Below are 14,816 nucleotides of genomic sequence, written 5' to 3' on the forward strand. Positions count from 1 at the left end.
TCTTACCATGGTCAACGTGTCCTATGGTTCCTATGTTTACATGGGGTTTGGTTCTTTCAAATTTTGCCTTTGCCATTTTTTTATTTTCCTCCTTTATATGTAACAATTAAAATATAAAGTTTTATTAATATACGTTCTGGTTAATAAACTCTGCCTGGTGTATCATAAAATGGAGCCCACGACCGGGCTTGAACCGGCGAACCTCCGCCTTACCAAGGCGGTGCTCTACCTGCTGAGCTACATGGGCATATTTTCTGGAGCGGGCAACGGGAATCGAACCCGCACGGCCAGCTTGGGAAGCTGGAATTCTACCACTGAACTATGCCCGCAGAGTATGGTGGGGAAAGGTGGATTCGAACCACCGAAGTCTGAGACAACAGATTTACAGTCTGCCCCCTTTGGCCACTCGGGAATTTCCCCATCTTTAAACCAGAGTAACTAATTAGTTATTATAATATTCCCCAACTTATTTGTCAATATAACTAAGCATCATTAGTCTCGAGAAACTTTTCCAACTTCCTTTTTACCCTTTGAAGCGCATTATCAATAGATTTTACATGCCTGTCCAAATCAACTGCAATCTCTTGATAGGACTTACCCTGAAGGTATGACATAAGTACTTCTAATTCCAAATCACTAAGTATTTCTCCAATTTTGGATTCTATGGAGCAAAGTTCCTCTCTACTGATTATCAATTCTTCCGGATCTGTTATTTTTGTAGCCGTCAGAATATCTAAAAGTGTTCTATCCGATTCTTCGTCATAAATCGGTTTGTTAAGGGAAATATACGAATTTAGTGGAATGTGTTTCTGCCTAGTGGCCGTCTTGATAGCAGTTATGATTTGCCTGGTTATACAAAGCTCTGCAAAAGCTCTGAAAGATGACAGTTTATCATTTTTAAAATCTCTTATAGATTTATATAATCCGATCATTCCTTCCTGAACTATATCTTCTCTATCCGCACCGATGAGAAAATATGATCTGGCTTTTGCCCTTACAAAGTTTTTGTACTTGTTTATTATATACTCCAAGGCTTCCTTATCTCCGTCTCTGGCACTTAAGACTAATTCTTCGTCCATCATGCTATCAAAGCTTAATGCCTCATCTTTTTTTGCTTTTGCTTCCACTATATCGCCTCCAAGCTCTTTTTAGCTCTTATCATCTATCTTATTATACATATTTAATCAGTGTTTTTCAAGGATAAGTATAAATACATATATTAGTATAAGAAACCATTCTTTTTGTCTCCTTATACTCTCAAGTTTTCTTGTGATATCATGGTTTCCATCATACTTTGATTTGTTTATATGACCCTTGTCCATCCTTTTTGATGCTTCTTCTAGTTCTCCCCAATTTTTTGATTATGTTGGATCCATCGACTATCAGGTATTCTTTCAATGTTTAATGGCTTAAACTTGTTTTAATGGATGCTTCCTTCCTGTAGACTGCCTGCAGTTTTTTGTTGAAGCCTCTGTTTCTTAGCTTCGAATATGATAACCGCACAGGATACAGCTGCATTTAGGGATGATATTTGTCCTGACATGGGTATCCCTACAATAAAATCACAATTTTCCTTTATCAGCCTTCCAAGTCCTTTGCCTTCGCTCCCAACTACCAGAGCCAATGGCCCCGTCATATCCTTTTCATAGTATTTCTCGCCTTCTGCATCTGCACCTGCAACCCATACACCCTTTTCCTTCAGATAATTGATGGTTTGATTTATATTGGTAACCTTAGCTACAGGTACATATTCTACCGCCCCTGCAGATATTTTGCCGATTATAGGTGTCAGACTTGCTGCCCTCCTCTTTGGAATGATCACTCCATGAACTCCTGCTGCATCGCAGCTTCTGAGAATTGAGCCCAGATTCTGAGGATCTGTTATTTCATCCAGTATCACTATAAATGGATCTTCCTCTTTCTGCTTCGCTATCTCCAATATATCATCAACTTCATAGTATTTATATAGGGCAGCAGATGCAATAACTCCTTGGTGGCTCTTTGTTTGGGACATTTTATCAAGTTTAGCCTTGTCTACTTCCTTGATGAGTATATTCTTCTCTCTTGCCAATGCTATGATTTGTCTAATGGAACCTTCCAGCTGTCCGCTTTGAATAAAGAGCTTATCTATTTCCCTTCCTGATTTCAATGCTTCTAATACTGGATTTCTTCCTTCTATCAGATTAATATAGTAATCATCTCTTTCATCTGCCTCTTCATATCTTGGCCTTGTTTTTTTCTCCATGGCCTTAAACGCAGCTTTAGACTTTTTAGCTTGAACTTTTCCCTTTTTATCTCGTTTATCTTTACTTTTTCTTTTTTCTTTGCCAAATACCATATGCATCATCCTTCTTTGCTATTTTTCAGTTTTATTATTTTCATTATGTCAAATACGTATTCTTTATAACTATATCATCGTGCACGCCTTGGAAAACTAATTAATAAGCTTAAAATTTGCTAAATTTTTCTCTAATATCTCTTGATTTTCCGCAGCTCATATTTCCTTCGGGACATGGGCCGTTCAAGCATCCTGGCCCAGCGTGTTTAAACAGCACAGGAGCAATTTCTTTTACTTTTTTCAGCATCTCTGTCGCCATTTCTCTTATTTCCCATTGGGCTCTTTCACAGCATCTCGTTCTGAAAAAGTTAAATAATGCTCTAGCTGACATGGTAAATACGATTTTGGTTTCGCAGGCATTTGGAAAAACATATCTTGCATCCTCTATTGAAGCTTTTTCAGCCATTTGAGATGCCTGTTTCTCCGTTTTTCCTTCTTCCATGCATTTTTTATAATTCTCTTTATATAGTATTTCTACTAATTTATTATATACTTCCTGATCCTTTTCCATTGCTCTGACAAATAACTCACGTGCTTCTTCTATAGCAGCTATTTGTGGTGGAATTATGTATTCGAATTGTTCTAACTTTACATATCTTTGAGATTGCTGCGAGTAAGAACAACCAATCCTATGTCTCACCAGTTGATGAGTTAGAACTCTGCTGACTCCTTCAACTCCAAATGTAAAAGAAACATGCTCTATAGGACTTTCATGACCTAAGTCCATTAACATGTTGAGGAATCTTTCTGTCTTTTCCTGGTCTAATCCGTCCAGTATGCCATCTATGCCAATCTTTGAGTAGCACAGTTTTGCAGCTGCAGCCACCAGTTTCTCCGGTTCAGGAGTATAGCGTATTAATTCAACCTTCATTTACATCTATCCCCATTTCATACTATTTTTCACCAAATATTATATATACATTTTAAAGTTATTGGATAGGTTTGTCCATATGAAAATAGTCACGAGTTGTGTGTTCTCCTTATTATGTAACATTTTAGCACTTGTTACATAAGTATGAATAAGGAAATACCCAATAATATTATAGGAGTGATATTATATGGCTCTTACACCTTTCCTGGATCCTCTCCCTATACCTAGAGTTCTTAAACCGAAAGAACGAACTAAGGGAGTCACATATTATGAAGTAAAAATGGAAGAGTTCTTTCACAAGTTTCACAGCGAACTTCCTGAATCAAAAGTATGGGGATACGAGGCGCAGCTTCCAGGACCTACTATAGAAGCTGAACAGGGTGAATGTGTTCATGTAAAGTGGATAAACAACTTACCCGATGAACATTTCCTGCCAATCGACAATAGTATTCATGGTGCAGGCAAAGATATGCCCCAGGTGCGCACTGTTGTCCATTTGCATGGAGCCGAAGTCGAACCTGATAGCGATGGCTATCCGGATGCCTGGTATACTAGAGACTTTGCAAAATGTGGACCTCGTTTTGCCCATAAAATTTATAAATACCCAAATAATCAACGTCCAGCTACCCTTTGGTATCATGATCATGCGCTGGGAATTACTCGTTTAAATGTTTATGCCGGACTGGCCGGAATGTATATCATACGCAATGAGGAAGAACGAGCTTTGAATTTGCCTTCAGGCAGATATGAGATACCTTTGGTTATACAGGACAAAACATTTAATGAGGACGGCTCATTGTTTTATCCAACTACAGTTAATGTTCCTAATCCTCCTCCTGATTTCCCTAACCCTTCAATTACCCCTGGCTTCACAGGTGATACTATTGTGGTTAATGGAAAAGCATGGCCCTATCTGGAAGTGGAACAGAGAAAATATCGTTTTCGTATTTTAAACGGCTCAAATCAAAGATTCTACCGTCTAAGCCTGGATTCAGGACAGCAGTTCATACAGATAGGCTCAGATGGAGGTTTACTGCAGCGTCCTGTAAGATTGGACGAAATAGTAATAGCTCCTTCAGAACGCATGGATGTTGTTATTGATTTTACAAATCAACGAGTAGGTACTAATATTGTTATGACTAATACGGCTAGAATACCCTTTGATTTTGGAGCTCCGCCGGATCCGCAAACCACTGGATTGGTTATGCAGTTTAGAGTTATAGAACGAAATGGAGAGGATACCAGCAGCGTACCTCAGTTCTTAAGCAACATTAAGAGATATAATGAATGTGATGCAAGCAGAATCAGAGATATAAGTTTTGATGTAACTACAGACAATTTTAACAGATTGCTATTCCTATTAAGCAATCATGAGTATATGGATGGAATTACTGAAAACCCTATTGTAGGAGAACTTGAAATATGGAGACTTATAAATCAAGGAATTGCATTCCATCCTATTCATGTGCATCAAATCCAATTCCAGGTTTTAGATCGGACACCCTTTGATACAGATGCCTACAACCTTACCGGCCAATTACTCTTTACCGGTGAACCAGAGCTACCCCCTGCCAATGAAAGAGGCTGGAAGGACACTATTCAGGCTCCGCCAGGTTTTGTAACTCGTATTGCCATGCGTTTTGGCCCCTACACCGGCAGATATGTATATCACTGCCATATATTAGAACACGAGGATCATGATATGATGCGCCCCCTTGAAGTTCTACCAAAAAAATGTGTACCGGTAAATCCTGATGGCTGCAAAAATTGCTCCGAAGCATTTTTGTGCCTAAATGAATAAGGAATGCAATATTGCATTCCTTATTCATTTTCTCCGCTTATCTCAATTATCAGATGCAGTATTTCCATAAGCCTATCCATTCTATTATTAAGATACAAATAACCTAATAAAGCTTCAAAGCCTGTAGCATGCTTGTAATCAGCCAAATCTGCATTTTTCGGCATGGAATGGGTTTTTGCGTTTCTCCCTCTTCTTACTATGTCCTTTTCTTCGTCAGTAAGATAGTTTTCCAGCTTATCAACCATCTCTGCCTGAGCCTTGGCCTTAACAAACAGTATCGCTTTTTTATGAAGCTTTGAAACCTGCACACTTCCTTTTGATACAAGGAGTGTTCTCACAAAAAGTTCGTATACCGAATCACCAATATATGCAAGTATGGCAGGGTTATACATCTGTATATCTGATGGCTTCACATCACTCATTATATCATCTTCTATTTTTCTTACATATTGACTGTACTCTTCACTTATTGATTCATGTTCCATAGACTTATTTCCTTTATCCATAAATCTATGCTCTTCTCCATTTTACTCCCTGAGGTGTATCCTCAAGAATAATTCCTTTGTTCTTCAAGTCATCTCTTATTTTGTCTGCCAAAGCCCAATTCTTTTCTTTTCTTGCCTTCTGTCTTTCTTCAATAAGCTTTTCAATTTCATCATCAAGGCTTTCTTCCTTCTTATTAACTATTCTCAGAACACCTGCCAGTTCCATATATAAATCATATGCAAACTGGATTAGGCTTTTCGATGAATTTTCATCAATATTGGAATTAATGTCCCTGACCAAATCAAATATGGCAGAAACACCATCAGCAGTATTCAAGTCATCATCCATAGCCTCTATAAATGCTTCTTTATGAGTCAATAATTTATCCCTTAATGCTTTTTCCTCTTCGGTTTCAGCCTTATCCTTTGCATTTTCTAAAAGGTGCAATAGATTATTCTTGGCAATATACAACCTTTCCAAACTGTTCTTTGTACTATCCAATAGTTCTTTGCTGAAGTTTATTGGGCTTCTATAGTGGGAGGATATCATAAACAGCCTTACAACCTCAAGATCATACATTTTACTTATGTCTCTGACTGTAAAGAAATTACCTAGGGATTTGGACATCTTTTCATTATTTACATTGATAAAACCATTGTGCATCCAATATCTTGCAAAGGTCTTTCCTGTAGCTGCTTCACTCTGAGCTATCTCATTTTCATGGTGGGGGAAAATCAAATCCTGTCCACCAGAGTGGATATCTATAGTTTCTCCCAGATACTTCATGGACATGGCAGAGCATTCGATATGCCATCCGGGTCTTCCCATTCCCCATGGGCTTTCCCAAGCAGGTTCTCCCGGTTTTTGACTTTTCCACAGAGCAAAGTCCATAGGGTTCTTTTTCTGTTCACCTACATCTACTCTTGCGCCAGCCTCAAGCTCTTCCAGGTTCTGCTTTGACAACTTGCCATATTCTTTATATTTAGCTGTGTCAAAATAAACATCCCCATTTACTTCATAAGCGAAACCATTATCCTGAATCTTTTTTACAATGTTTATTATATCAGGTATAAGTTCTGTTACCCTTGGATGATAATCAGCTCTTCTGATACCAAGACCTTCTGCATCCTTAAAATATTCCTCGATATATTTATCTGCAACTTCTTTTTCAGTAATGCCTTCTTCCTTAGCCCTCTTTATAATTTTATCATCCACATCGGTAAAATTCTGTACAAAGGTAACCTTGTACCCCTTATACTCAAAATAGTTTCTCAATATATCAAACATTATGAAAGGCCTCGCATTACCTATATGAAAGTAATTGTATACAGTAGGTCCGCAGGAGTACATTCTAACCTCTCCTGGTACCAAAGGAACAAATTCCTCTTTTTTTCTGGTCATCGTATTAAATATTCTCATTGCTATCCCTCCGTTTATATATTTTAGTATAATAAAAAATAGTTTTATTATTTCCCATTTAGAAAAAATAAAGCCGCCTCCATAAGAGGCGACATATGACGCGGTTCCACTCTTTTATTACTCGGACCTTTAACGGCATCGCCGCCTATGGCTACTTGTTTCACCACAGGTGCTAACGGGCGCACTTCAAAATATTATTCCCAAAAGCCCCTTTCAGCCGGTGGAGGCTTATCTCTGCTGGTTTTCATATATTTACTCTTCCCGATCACAGCATCATTATTAGCTTATAGTATTATTTATATAATATTATGAAAAAAAAGCAACATTGTGTCAATAGCTTATAATATATTTCAAATATTCTCTATTACCTATGTAAATATATACTTCCTCAGGAACTTCACTTCTTTTGTCTTTACGCATTATCAATACTCTGAAACCCTCATCGCTTCCCCTTTCACCTTTTATAAATTTAAGAGGGGATGCTTTTATTGTTTCAGTATATACATATTCATGGTCTAAATAAGTTATTTTATTAGCATATTTGCCTATATTGCTCATAGGCATATTCAGTTTAGCATAAAAACCCATCATAATGATTATAATTATGGCAAAAATAGTTATCTTATTGCCCTTTCTCATATTAATCACCTATTCTTATGGAATATAGACAAGCCACCGCGTAGGCTGAAATTCCTTCTCCCGTACCTGTAAAACCCAGGCCTTCAGAGGTTGTAGCTTTTATATTTATTCTATCAATCTCAATATTCAAAACACCAGCAATTTTGCTTCTCATATGGTCTATGTAAGGGGAAAGCTTAGGTCTTTGGGCTACTATTATGCTATCAATGTTTGATATTCTATAACCTAGATCTATTAGTATCTGGGATACCTTATTAAGCAAAACTAGGCTTGATATATCTTTATAGTCAGCATCTGTATCAGGAAACAGGGCTCCAATATCTCTCTTGCCGCAAGCTCCAAGAAGTGCATCCATAATGGCATGAACCAATACATCTGCATCTGAATGACCTAGAAGACCCTTTTCATATGGTATTTCCACACCTCCCAAAATCAGCCTGCGTCCTTCAACTAACCTATGTACATCGTAACCATTGCCAACTCTATACATTCTTAATCCTCCCTGATTCCAGAATTAGTTCTGCAAGAGCCATGTCCTCAGGTGTTGTTATTTTTATATTATCATAGGATCCCTCAATGATTTTAACATTAAGTCCCATTGCCTCAGCTAACATAGCATCGTCAGTAGCTTTTATCCCCTTAATTTGACAGAACTCATAGGCTTGTACTATAACATGGCTTGCAAATGTCTGAGGAGTCTGTGTGAGCCACAAGCATGACCTATCAGGAGTCTTTGCAATAAAGCCTTCTTGGTTTACAATCTTTATGGTGTCTTTAACAGGCATACCTGTCGTAACGGCTCCCCAAACTTTCGCTTCTTTGATTGATTTCATTATAATATCTTCTGTTATAAAGGGCCTTGCACCATCATGTATAAGTATTATATCAGTATCCTTACTCACATTTCTGATACCATTATAAACCGAGTCCTGTCTTTCATTTCCACCTTTTACCACCTTAAAAGGCTTATTGATGTTAATATAATTTAAAACCCTTTCTCTACAAAGTTTTTCATCGCCTTCACCGATAACCAACACTATCTCATCTATATAATCGGATGCAAAAAAAACATCAAGGGTGCGGGCAAGAACAGCCTTGCCCTTGATGTTTAAATAAACTTTATTAATGTTGCTATTCATTCTGGTGCCCTTTCCACCAGCTACAACAACAGCCGTATTCATAAATGCCATCCTCAATTCTATGATACCTTATCTGCTGCAGATTTGGGTTTTGCAAAGATCATTCTACCCGCTGCAGTTTGAAGCACACTGGTAACCACAACTGTAATGGTATCACCAATAAATTTTCTTCCTCCATCAACTACAATCATGGTGCCATCGTCCAGATATGCAACTCCTTGGCCAGTCTCCTTGCCATCTTTTATTACCAATACTATCATTTCTTCACCTGGCAGTACAACAGGCTTCACTGCATTGGCAAGTTCATTTATATTTAATACTGGAACCCTCTGAAACTCTGCAACCTTATTCAAGTTGTAGTCGTTTGTAACAACTTTTCCTCCAAGCAATTGTGCTATTTTCAACAGCTTAGTATCTACTTCATTTACATCATCAAAATCTTTTTCAATTATTTCAACAGGTATATCCATATCATTCTGAATCTTATTTAATATATCAAGACCTCTTCTTCCTCTGTTTCTTTTTAGCCCGTCGGAAGAATCCGCAATATGTCTAAGCTCTTCCAATACAAAAGTTGGTATGATTAAAGGTCCTTCTACGAATCCGGTTTTTACAATATCTGCAATTCTACCATCTATTATGACACTTGTATCTAATACTTTCGGTTGCACTTTGTGTTCCGGTTTATTTGCCTTATCTTTATCCTTAATATTTATTTTCTTCAAAAAGGAGAAAATATTTACAAGATCGTCCTTTTTCTTGGTAGCAATGCTAATACCCAGGTAGCCCAATAGAATATATAACAATGTGGATATTATGCTTGTAAGCCAAGCTATCTGCAGAAGCTTTAAAGGACCGCTTATTAGATTTGCAATTATAAGTCCAATTATCAAACCTATAGCACCTATAATAATTTCGTTAGTAGGAACCTTTTGCAGCATTCTTTCTACATAATTTGTCGATTGTCTGCCTCTGTTAATAATCCAAGGTGCTATTAAGTAAAATATAATTCCGCCAATAATTCCAGATAATACAATTGCTAGTATTCTCCTAAAGTCAGTAATTTCATAGCCGAAGAGATGTGTTACATTCAGAAATCTTAATAATAGATATGTTGCCTCAGATCCCAAAGCAATTCCCAGTAAAGTTAAAATCCAAACAAGTATTTTTCTTATCAATTTTTCTCACCTCCTTTTAAGTATATCCAAACCAGGAATTTTTAAACCATAAGAAATTCATGATAATTATAACAGACTTCTTATTTTTTAAAAACCCTGATTGTTAAAGTTCACAGATATTTAATATTTTGTTTACTTCAACCTCCATTTGCTCATAATCCATATTTTGAATCAATGCCATTTCACTTATAATCATCTGCTTTGATTGCTCCAGCATCTTTTTTTCCCCTGTTGAAAGTTTGCCCCTTTTATTCATGTAGTTAAGATAATTTACAATCTCTGCAATATCATTGATGTCTCCCTTTTTAAGCCTCGCTTCATTTTCCCTGAATCTTATGTTCCATTTCTTGTCCATAGCCTTGGATTTTCCTGAAAGTATACTCACCACCTTATCATATCCTTTTTTATCGGTTATTTTTCTTATACCTATTGATTCTGCTTTGTCAACGGGTACCATAACCTTTATCTGCCCCAATATCATCTTTATTATATAATACCTGGATACTTCACCAAATACTTCTCTATCTTCAATGGACTCTACTGTTCCTGCACCATGCATAGGATACACAACTTTATCTCCAACATGAAACATGAAATCCCTCCAATTAATAGATATTCACCTACAATATGTAGTATTTCGTCATTAAATGTTGAATAATATCACATATATTAAGGCTTGTCAATGTTTTTTTTACATTGACAACTAAATTGTATCACTCTATAATTATCTTATAGTACAGTTTATGTATACATGAGCTTAGGAGTGATATACATTGAAGGATTTTATATGCGAAGACTTCCAACAGAGCGTATCCGAGCTTTTGATAAGGCACAAGAGCATTTTGGATATTATGACAAAACTTGAAGAATCTCAGTCCCGGGTCAACAGAGCTGTAGCAAAAGCTGTTACAAATTGTGGCTGCATTGAAGTTGATGCAAAGAAACAGCTAATCCCTTTGGATGCAGATATTGAAGACTTAAAGAATTGCATGAGCTCCCATATAAAGGGTGAGCTTTGTGAAAATTGTAAGGATATCATAGAAAAAGAAATAGGAAACAACATATTCTATATCACATCGCTTTGCAATGCTTTAGGTATAAGTCTTAGTACCGTGCTGGAAAAGGAATATGAAAAAATAAATACTTTGGGAATATACAATATGTTTTAATATGAACCCTGCTTAAATAGCAGGGTTCATATTATTATATCCAGTGCTTCTTCAACACTTCTCACTCCATAAACCTTGATATTTGCTACATCCTTTAAATTCTTATAATTATTATAGGGTATGATACATTTACTAAAACCTAGTTTATAGGCTTCATTTATTCTTTTTTCAATGAAATTTACTGCTCTTACTTCTCCTGCCAAACCTACCTCTCCGATTATGACTGTACCATCATCTATTTCTTTATCCTTATAGCTGGAGGCTATTGAAGCAATGATTCCCAAATCTGAAGATGGTTCATTCAGCTTAATTCCTCCTACTACATTTACATAGGAATCATAGTTTTGCAGTTGGAGTCCTACTCTTTTCTCAAGGACAGCCATAAGAAGGACTACTCTGTTATAATCTGCACCTGTAGCTGCTCTTCTCGGTACTCCAAAGCTTGTATAACTTAAGAGAGCTTGCACCTCAACGAGCATTGGTCTAGTGCCTTCCATAGAAGCTATTATGGCAGAGCCAGATACTCCTTTCATCCTTCCTGATAACAGCATTTGAGAGGGATTGATAACTTCTGCCAGTCCTCTATCACCCATTTCGAATATGCCCAATTCATTTGTAGAACCAAATCTGTTTTTTACGGCTCTCAGAATCCTGTAGGACATATGTGAATCACCTTCAAAGTATAAAACCGTATCCACCATATGTTCCAATACTCTAGGTCCTGCAATTGCTCCAGCTTTTGTAACATGCCCTACAATGAATACTGTTATGCCTTCACCTTTAGCAATCCTCATGAGATTGCCTGTTGCATCTCTTACTTGACTTACGCTACCAGGCGCAGACAATATGCTTGGGTTATAAACCGTCTGTATAGAATCTATGATCAACAAATCAGGATTTATATCCTGAATATTTTGTTGTATATATTCCATATTGTTTTCTGACAGCAGATATATACTTTCAGAATCTGAATTCATCCTTTGAGCTCTTATCTTTATTTGCTTTGCAGATTCTTCTCCCGAGACATATAATACTTTATGACCCTTTTTCGCCACATTATCTGATAATTGGAGTAAAAGAGTTGACTTTCCAATTCCCGGATCTCCACCTACAAGCACCAGCGAGCCTTTTACAATGCCTCCTCCTAATACCCTGTCCAACTCACCAAATCCTGTACTAAGTCTCATTTCCTCTTCCATGGATATATCATTCATCTTCTGTGGCTTTGCCACATTTAGCAATGAAGCGGAGGATCCTGCAGCTAGTTTTGTATCCACTTCTTCAATAAATGTGTTCCATTGATTGCATTCAGGGCATTTGCCCATCCATTTAGGAGATTCACACCCACATTCTGTACATACATATTTAGTTTTCAACTTCGCCACTTCTAATTCCTCCCTTCATCGTTAGGACGCTTGTCTCATTTTTCTATATATTTCGGCATAATTTTTGTATATCATTTCCACTGCATTCCCTAGGGTATTCCGTCGGAGATGGATTACAGTAACCCGTGCCGCAGCTCAGAACCCTTGAAAACTAATGGTGGTAGCACGGCACGGACCAAATATTAATTCAATACTCCTTGTTTAAATACCAAATGTTCGCCGTCAGAGTCTATCAGCACTTTGCTGCCTGACTTCACATTACCGGCAAGCATTTCCTCGGAAAGTTTGTCTTCTACCATCTTCTGTATAGCACGCCTTAATGGTCTTGCTCCATAAACTGGATCGAAGCCTTTCTTTACCAACAAGGCTTTAGCTTCATCGGTTACATCTATATCAATATCTATTTCCTTTATTCTATTGATTAAGGATTTCAGCATTAAATCCACTATACCCTTTAAGTGTTCTTCTTCTAATTGATGGAATACTATTACATCATCTATTCTGTTTAGGAATTCCGGTCTAAAGGTTCTTTTTAGCTCTTCCAGCACATTGTCCTTCATTCTTTCATATGCTTCCTCTTTTTCATCTGCACCGGAGGTAAAGCCCATTACTTTCTGTCTCTTAATGGTGCTTGCTCCCACATTTGATGTCATTATAACCACGGTATTTTTGAAATCTACAGTTCTGCCTTTACCATCAGTGAGCCTTCCGTCTTCCAGAATCTGAAGTAATATATTAAATACATCGGGATGTGCCTTTTCTATTTCATCCATCAATACCACTGAGTAAGGTTTTCTTCTCACTTTCTCTGTGAGCTGACCTCCTTCCTCATATCCCACATATCCTGGAGGAGATCCTATAAGCCTTGATACAGTATGCTTCTCCATATATTCAGACATATCTATTCTAATCATGGCATTTTCGTCACCAAACAATACTTCGGCCAATGCCCTTGATAACTCAGTCTTTCCTACTCCGGTAGGTCCAAGGAATATGAAGGAGCCTACAGGTCTCTTAGGATCTTTCAATCCCACTCTGGCTCTTTTTATTGCCTTAGATACGGCTTCTACAGCCTCTTCCTGACCTATTACCCTTTCATGGAGAATCTTTTCAAGATTTAAAAGTCTCTTTGATTCTTCCTCTGCTAATTTTGTTACAGGTATTCCGGTCCATAGAGACACAATGTATGCGATTTCCTCTTCTCCGATTGTTAGCTTATTATCATTGGCTTTTTCATTCCATTCCTTTTTAACTGATTCAAGTTCCTTTTTCACTTCTTGTTCCTTGTCCCTTATCTCTGCTGCCTTTTCAAAGTTTTGAGTATTTATGGCTTCTGCTTTTTCCTTTTCCAAAGAGGCAAGCTCTTCTTCCAACTTCTTTACATCAGGTGGTGCAGTAAAGGTTTTTATCCTTACTCTTGAGGCTGCCTCATCTATAAGATCTATTGCCTTATCAGGCAGGAACCTGTCGGTTATATATCTGTCAGATAGCTCTACAGCTGCCCTTATGGATTCATCAGTAATTTTCACCTTATGATGGGCTTCATATTTGTCTCTTAAGCCTTCTAAAATCTGAATAGCTTCTTCTTTGCTGGGTTCTCCTACCATTACAGGCTGAAATCTTCTTTCCAATGCCGCATCCTTTTCCACATGCTTTCTATATTCATCCAGTGTGGTTGCACCTATTGCTTGTATCTCACCTCTTGCTAAAGCAGGTTTTAGAATATTGGAGGCATCTATTGCACCTTCAGCTCCGCCGGCTCCGATGATGGTATGCATTTCATCAATGAACAATATTACATTCTTGGAATCTCTTATCTCATTCATCACATTTTTAAGTCTTTCCTCGAATTCACCTCTATACTTTGAGCCTGCCACCATTGCAGACAAATCCAAGGTCACTACTCTTTTACCCTTCAGTATTTCTGGAACTGCTCCTTCTGCAATCTTTTGTGCAAGGCCTTCTGCTATAGCTGTCTTGCCCACTCCAGGATCACCAATCAAAACCGGATTATTTTTTGTCCTCCTGCTTAATATCTGAATAACTCTTTCTGTTTCCTTATCTCTTCCTATAATGGGATCTAATTTGCCCTCTTTGGCCATTTCAGTTAAGTCTCTGCCAAATTGGTCCAGGTTTGGTGTGTCTTTTCTCTTGGCAGATGATGTACCTGACCTTGCTGATGCTTTATCTTCGCTGCTTAATTGCTTTCTTAGCTCATTTTCTACATATTCCAAAGTTAAGCCCATCGCCTTGAGTATTTGAGCTGCGATTCCTTCTCCTTCTCTCAACAAGGCTAGAAGCAAATGCTCTGTCCCTACATAGTTATGATTAAAGTTTCTTGCTTCATTGGAACTGTTCTCTATTATATATTTGGTTCTTGGAGTATAGCCT

At 37.5% G+C, this 14,816-nt stretch carries 14 protein-coding genes, 3 tRNA genes and 1 pseudogene; 2 read left to right on the top strand and 16 right to left on the bottom strand.

Annotation, left to right across the window (positions count from 1 at the left end; all coding sequences use genetic code 11):
* The 7 genes and pseudogenes from ACESM9_RS10315 to thyX all read right to left on the bottom strand — a co-directional run.
* A pseudogene (locus tag ACESM9_RS10315) lies at positions 1-76 on the bottom strand (elongation factor Tu); the annotation flags it as partial.
* 94 nt (positions 77-170) lie between these two features.
* A tRNA-Thr gene (locus ACESM9_RS10320) sits at positions 171-247 on the bottom strand.
* Between the two features lie 8 nt (positions 248-255).
* A tRNA-Gly gene (locus ACESM9_RS10325) sits at positions 256-329 on the bottom strand.
* Positions 330-335: 6 nt separating this feature from the next.
* Positions 336-420: transfer RNA gene (locus ACESM9_RS10330), tRNA-Tyr, on the bottom strand.
* A 62-nt stretch (positions 421-482) separates the two neighbouring features.
* Positions 483-1,127 carry an RNA polymerase sporulation sigma factor SigH gene (gene sigH, locus ACESM9_RS10335; protein WP_372997956.1) on the bottom strand — a complete coding sequence of 215 codons (645 nt, stop codon included), beginning with the start codon at positions 1,125-1,127 and terminating at the stop codon, positions 483-485.
* 293 nt (positions 1,128-1,420) lie between these two features.
* Positions 1,421-2,338 (bottom strand): 23S rRNA (guanosine(2251)-2'-O)-methyltransferase RlmB, encoded by a 918-nt coding sequence (gene rlmB, locus ACESM9_RS10340; protein ID WP_372997958.1) that lies wholly within the window; start codon positions 2,336-2,338, stop codon positions 1,421-1,423.
* A 109-nt stretch (positions 2,339-2,447) separates the two neighbouring features.
* The gene (thyX, locus tag ACESM9_RS10345) at positions 2,448-3,209 is read right to left on the bottom strand and encodes an FAD-dependent thymidylate synthase (protein ID WP_372997960.1); all 762 of its coding nucleotides are present in this window, start codon (positions 3,207-3,209) and stop codon (positions 2,448-2,450) included.
* A 187-nt stretch (positions 3,210-3,396) separates the two neighbouring features.
* Here thyX and ACESM9_RS10350 point away from each other — a divergent pair, with 187 nt between their 5' ends.
* A complete protein-coding gene (locus ACESM9_RS10350; protein WP_372997962.1) occupies positions 3,397-5,010 on the top strand; it encodes a multicopper oxidase family protein in 1,614 nt (537 codons plus the stop codon).
* 20 nt (positions 5,011-5,030) lie between these two features.
* Here ACESM9_RS10350 and ACESM9_RS10355 read toward each other — a convergent pair whose 3' ends face one another.
* The 7 genes from ACESM9_RS10355 to ACESM9_RS10385 form a co-directional block, all read right to left on the bottom strand.
* Complete coding sequence (locus ACESM9_RS10355) at positions 5,031-5,432, bottom strand: Mini-ribonuclease 3 (RefSeq protein WP_372997982.1); 402 nt, start codon at positions 5,430-5,432, stop codon at positions 5,031-5,033.
* An 88-nt stretch (positions 5,433-5,520) separates the two neighbouring features.
* Positions 5,521-6,915 (bottom strand): cysteine--tRNA ligase, encoded by a 1,395-nt coding sequence (gene cysS / locus ACESM9_RS10360; protein WP_372997964.1) that lies wholly within the window; start codon positions 6,913-6,915, stop codon positions 5,521-5,523.
* 330 nt (positions 6,916-7,245) lie between these two features.
* Entirely contained in the window at positions 7,246-7,554 is a 309-nt protein-coding gene (locus ACESM9_RS10365; protein WP_372997966.1) for a hypothetical protein, read from the bottom strand.
* Position 7,555: 1 nt separating this feature from the next.
* Entirely contained in the window at positions 7,556-8,044 is a 489-nt protein-coding gene (ispF, locus tag ACESM9_RS10370; protein ID WP_372997968.1) for a 2-C-methyl-D-erythritol 2,4-cyclodiphosphate synthase, read from the bottom strand.
* Positions 8,037-8,735, bottom strand: a complete 699-nt coding sequence (ispD, locus tag ACESM9_RS10375) for a 2-C-methyl-D-erythritol 4-phosphate cytidylyltransferase (protein WP_372997970.1) — start codon at positions 8,733-8,735, stop codon at positions 8,037-8,039. The genes ispF and ispD overlap by 8 nt, the downstream gene beginning before the upstream one ends.
* A gap of 17 nt (positions 8,736-8,752) precedes the next feature.
* Positions 8,753-9,871 carry a PIN/TRAM domain-containing protein gene (locus ACESM9_RS10380; RefSeq protein ID WP_372997972.1) on the bottom strand — a complete coding sequence of 373 codons (1,119 nt, stop codon included), beginning with the start codon at positions 9,869-9,871 and terminating at the stop codon, positions 8,753-8,755.
* Positions 9,872-9,974: 103 nt separating this feature from the next.
* The gene (locus tag ACESM9_RS10385; RefSeq protein ID WP_372997974.1) at positions 9,975-10,463 is read right to left on the bottom strand and encodes a CarD family transcriptional regulator; all 489 of its coding nucleotides are present in this window, start codon (positions 10,461-10,463) and stop codon (positions 9,975-9,977) included.
* Between the two features lie 181 nt (positions 10,464-10,644).
* On the opposite strand from ACESM9_RS10385, the gene ACESM9_RS10390 reads away from it, so the two are divergent.
* Positions 10,645-11,040, top strand: coding sequence for a DUF1573 domain-containing protein (locus ACESM9_RS10390; RefSeq protein WP_372997976.1), 396 nt, complete (start codon positions 10,645-10,647; stop codon positions 11,038-11,040).
* Positions 11,041-11,066: 26 nt separating this feature from the next.
* Here the strand turns inward: ACESM9_RS10390 and radA are convergent, their stop codons facing one another.
* Together radA and ACESM9_RS10400 are read right to left on the bottom strand one after the other, a co-directional pair.
* The gene (radA, locus tag ACESM9_RS10395; protein WP_372997978.1) at positions 11,067-12,425 is read right to left on the bottom strand and encodes a DNA repair protein RadA; all 1,359 of its coding nucleotides are present in this window, start codon (positions 12,423-12,425) and stop codon (positions 11,067-11,069) included.
* A gap of 182 nt (positions 12,426-12,607) precedes the next feature.
* On the bottom strand, positions 12,608-14,816 hold a 2,209-nt coding region (locus tag ACESM9_RS10400), incomplete at its 5' end, for an ATP-dependent Clp protease ATP-binding subunit (protein ID WP_372997980.1).

It is taken from the genome of Lutispora sp., from assembly GCF_041687175.1.
Taxonomy (GTDB): domain Bacteria; phylum Bacillota; class Clostridia; order Lutisporales; family Lutisporaceae; genus Lutispora.

What these genes read in the sequence shown, in the direction of transcription:
- rlmB (WP_372997958.1), bottom strand. Translation starts at nt 2,338, where the DNA reads ATGGTATTTGGCAAAGAAAAAAGAAAAAGTAAAGATAAACGAGATAAA.
- thyX (WP_372997960.1), bottom strand. Translation starts at nt 3,209, where the DNA reads ATGAAGGTTGAATTAATACGCTATACTCCTGAACCGGAGAAACTGGTG.
- ACESM9_RS10350 (WP_372997962.1), top strand. Translation starts at nt 3,397, where the DNA reads ATGGCTCTTACACCTTTCCTGGATCCTCTCCCTATACCTAGAGTTCTT.
- ACESM9_RS10355 (WP_372997982.1), bottom strand. Translation starts at nt 5,432, where the DNA reads ATGAGTGATGTGAAGCCATCAGATATACAGATGTATAACCCTGCCATA.
- cysS (WP_372997964.1), bottom strand. Translation starts at nt 6,915, where the DNA reads ATGAGAATATTTAATACGATGACCAGAAAAAAAGAGGAATTTGTTCCT.
- ACESM9_RS10365 (WP_372997966.1), bottom strand. Translation starts at nt 7,554, where the DNA reads ATGAGAAAGGGCAATAAGATAACTATTTTTGCCATAATTATAATCATT.
- ispF (WP_372997968.1), bottom strand. Translation starts at nt 8,044, where the DNA reads ATGTATAGAGTTGGCAATGGTTACGATGTACATAGGTTAGTTGAAGGA.
- ispD (WP_372997970.1), bottom strand. Translation starts at nt 8,735, where the DNA reads ATGAATACGGCTGTTGTTGTAGCTGGTGGAAAGGGCACCAGAATGAAT.
- ACESM9_RS10385 (WP_372997974.1), bottom strand. Translation starts at nt 10,463, where the DNA reads ATGTTTCATGTTGGAGATAAAGTTGTGTATCCTATGCATGGTGCAGGA.